Origin of the sequence: Mesorhizobium sp. M7D.F.Ca.US.004.03.1.1, from assembly GCF_003998635.1 — a bacterium.
GTDB classification, from domain to species: domain Bacteria; phylum Pseudomonadota; class Alphaproteobacteria; order Rhizobiales; family Rhizobiaceae; genus Mesorhizobium; species Mesorhizobium loti.
Window position 1 is genome coordinate 1 of record NZ_RZQG01000836.1, and the last position, 2,513, is coordinate 2,513.

The window sequence follows — 2,513 nt, forward strand, 5'->3', positions numbered from 1 at the left end:
CCTTTGTGCTGCCCAGCGACTTCGATACGGCAGGCCTCGACGGCTCCCAGCCGGCGGCCTTCATCGCCACGCCAATGCTGAAAGTGGTCGAGCCGATGCTGCCCGGCCCGCCGGTCGTCACTCGCCTGCTGCAGGCGCTCGGCCGGTTTCCAGCCAAGGGCTGCTATCTCTATGGCGGCAAGTGGATGGCCGAGCCGGTGTTCCCCAAAGGCATGATGACGAACGGCCTGCTTGGCCTGTCCTCGAACCAGCAATTCATGGGCCTGCCGGCCGATGCTACCGCAAGGCCAGGCGACTACGCCTTCCTGCGCCCGACGCAGAGCGAGGCCGTGCTGCAGCAGTTTGGATCGATCGCGGTGTTTTCCGGCGGCAGGATAGTCGATCGCTGGCCGGCGCTGCCAATGGCATGATCGCCTACGCCTTGACCGGCACCCAGATCTCCAACCCGCCATTGCCGCTGTGGGCATCGAATTCGGGACCATAGCGCTCGAATTCCGGTGCATCTGCGATGTCATGACCGGAGGCGGGTAGCCAGCTGTTCCAGATCGTGTTGATCGTGCGGCGGATTGTCGAGATGTGCTCCCGATGCGAGAACACCGCGTATTTCTGCGCCGGCACCCTCACCCGGTAGAACTCCTTCGGCAAGTCCGCAAAATCGGACACTTCGACGCCGACCACATAGTCGAAATTGCCCGCGTCGTCGCCGTTGAGGCAGACGCCGTAGAAAACGCCGGCGATCTCGCCGGGGATGTTGCCGATATAGGGACTGAAGCGCTGCCACTGCATCGGAATGCCGGCGCTGCTCTCGCAACTGTAGCGTTCGCCAAAGCCACCGATAAGGAAGGGCCGGCTGGTCTCGAAGCGCGGCGGTTCGAGTGTGCTGAGCAGGGAATGGTCCATCAGGATTGGCTCCACAAGGTCGAGGGTCTTAGTCGTGCCTTGCGCGCGCACCAGTTCCGGCGTGGTGCCGAACTGGTCGCGGAAGGCACGGGTGAACGCCTCATGCGAGTTGTAGCCGGCATCGAGCGCAACGCTGAGGATGTCGGGCGCCCCGCCGGCCAGCTTGCGTGCCGCTTCGGTCAGCCGGCGCGAGCGCATGTAGCCCATCACCGAGCGGCCGGTGGCAGCGCCGAAAGCCCGCGTCACATGAAAACGCGACACGCCGCTGCTTTGGGCGACATCGTCGAGCGAGATCGCTTCCGGCAGATGGCTCTCGACGAACCACAGCGCTTTCTCGGTCGGGTTCATTTTTCTTCTCGCATTGGCCAGATCATGATGCCGTTCCCTGGCGCGGCCAGTTTGATCGAAATTGCGCATCCGGCGCAATCCGCGCCAATCCCGTCGCAGTTCGCGCACCGATATGGCCCAGCACGTCAAGCGCTTCGCTTGACAGCGCCAGGCGACACTTTATAGAACGTTATATTATTACACACCGCGAGCGTGCAATGTCTGCCTCCCTCACGTGGCCCATCACTCCATCCGAGAAATCCGTTGCGATGCGATCGGCGCAAAACTACGCTGAGGCGGTGATGGTCCCCGAGTCGAAAGGCGAGGGGTGAAAAGGGAACGCGGTGAGATCCCCAGGGATCGAGGCCGTGGCTGCCCCCGCAACTGTAAGCGGCGAGCAAAATCCATGAATGCCACTGGCCGGCAAGGCTGGGAAGGCTGGATGGCGCAACGACCCGCGAGCCAGGAGACCTGCCATCAGCATGAGTTGACCGGACGGGGTGTGCCGGGAGGAAACGCGAATCTCGGTCTTGTCGGCCGGCTCGCCAGCTTCCTTCCGTCGCCAGTTTTGGAAAGTGACGGAAAGTTGGACGGCTCCATCGATCCCATCCATCGCATCATCGTGTGCACGCTTTGCTGTGACCTTGTGACCGGGGTCAGGTCCGGGGAAGACCTTTGCACCGATTTGCGCTCCCGGCTTTCGGCCCAGCATGAGCCGGCCGTTGCGCGCGGCTTCGCGGTCGAAGGCGTGGCCTGCATGGCGGGCTGCTCGCGGCCGCTGACCGTCGCGTTTCAGGCACACGGTAAAGCTGCCTATCTCTTCGGCTCCATCGACGCGCGCGCCGATGTCGGCGACCTCGTGCGATTCGCCAGACTCTACGCGTCGCTCGCCGATGGCTGGTGCAGTTCCGGTCAGCGTCCGGCGGGATTGGCCGGCAAGACGCTGGCCCGCATTCCCGGTTCGGGCAATCCGGCGGGCGGCAGCCGATGACCGCAGCGCTCCTCGAAGCCCATGACCTCTGCGCCATGGCGAATGGGCGGGATCTGGTTCAGGCGGTCAGCCTGTCGGTGGCCGCTGGCGACCGCCTTGCCATCATCGGTCCCAATGGCGCCGGCAAGACGACGCTGGTGCGCATGCTGTCGGGCATGCTGCGGCCGAGTTCCGGCGAGGTGAAGCTCACTGGGCGCCGGCTGGACAGGATTTCGGCCGCCGAGCGGGCACTGCATATGGCCGTTGTCGGCCAGACCGACCAGCCCGATCCGCGGCTGGCGGTGATCGACTATGT

General features: G+C 64.3%; 3 protein-coding genes, 1 pseudogene and 1 riboswitch. Of the genes and pseudogenes, 3 read left to right on the forward strand and 1 reads right to left on the reverse strand.

Annotated elements, in window-relative coordinates; genetic code table 11:
• Positions 1 to 410, forward strand: a pseudogene (locus EN935_RS30620) (DSD1 family PLP-dependent enzyme); the annotation flags it as partial.
• 4 nt (positions 411 to 414) lie between these two features.
• On the opposite strand, the gene EN935_RS30625 reads toward EN935_RS30620, so the two are convergent.
• Positions 415 to 1,248 carry an AraC family transcriptional regulator gene (locus EN935_RS30625; protein ID WP_109663396.1) on the reverse strand — a complete coding sequence of 278 codons (834 nt, stop codon included), beginning with the start codon at positions 1,246 to 1,248 and terminating at the stop codon, positions 415 to 417.
• A 265-nt stretch (positions 1,249 to 1,513) separates the two neighbouring features.
• Positions 1,514 to 1,721: riboswitch (cobalamin riboswitch) on the forward strand.
• A 92-nt stretch (positions 1,722 to 1,813) separates the two neighbouring features.
• On the opposite strand from EN935_RS30625, the gene EN935_RS30630 reads away from it, so the two are divergent.
• Positions 1,814 to 2,218: a DUF1636 family protein gene (locus EN935_RS30630; RefSeq protein WP_245468746.1), complete on the forward strand. Its 405-nt coding sequence runs from the start codon at positions 1,814 to 1,816 to the stop codon at positions 2,216 to 2,218.
• On the forward strand, positions 2,215 to 2,513 hold a 299-nt coding region (locus EN935_RS30635), incomplete at its 3' end, for an ABC transporter ATP-binding protein (RefSeq protein WP_164771473.1). The genes EN935_RS30630 and EN935_RS30635, both read left to right, overlap by 4 nt.